A 267-nucleotide genomic window follows, 5' to 3' on the forward strand; every position below is an offset into this window, starting at 1 on the left:
GTCGAGGCTACGTTCGACGCAGATCGCCACCCGGGAATCCGGTTGCACGCCTTGTCCGCGCAAATAATGCGCCAACTGGTTGGCGCGCTCATTCAGCTCGCGATAACTCAAGCGTTGCCCACCATGCAGCACCGCCAGTGCCTCTGGAGTGCGCGCCACCTGGGCTTCAAACAAGCCGTGAATCGTCTGATCCAGTGGGTAATCGGCTTGCGTGGCATTGAACCCGAGCAGTTGCTGATGCTCGGCATCGCCCAGCAGCGCAATCGA

1 protein-coding gene is annotated in these 267 nt (G+C 60.7%); it reads right to left on the reverse strand.

Features of this window, described 5'->3' with window-relative positions; translation table 11 throughout:
* A partial coding sequence (locus GIR22_RS25890) for an AMP-binding protein (RefSeq protein WP_154746102.1) occupies positions 1-267 on the reverse strand: 267 nt, incomplete at both ends.

It is taken from the genome of Pseudomonas karstica, from assembly GCF_009707515.1.
Lineage (GTDB): Bacteria > Pseudomonadota > Gammaproteobacteria > Pseudomonadales > Pseudomonadaceae > Aquipseudomonas > Aquipseudomonas karstica.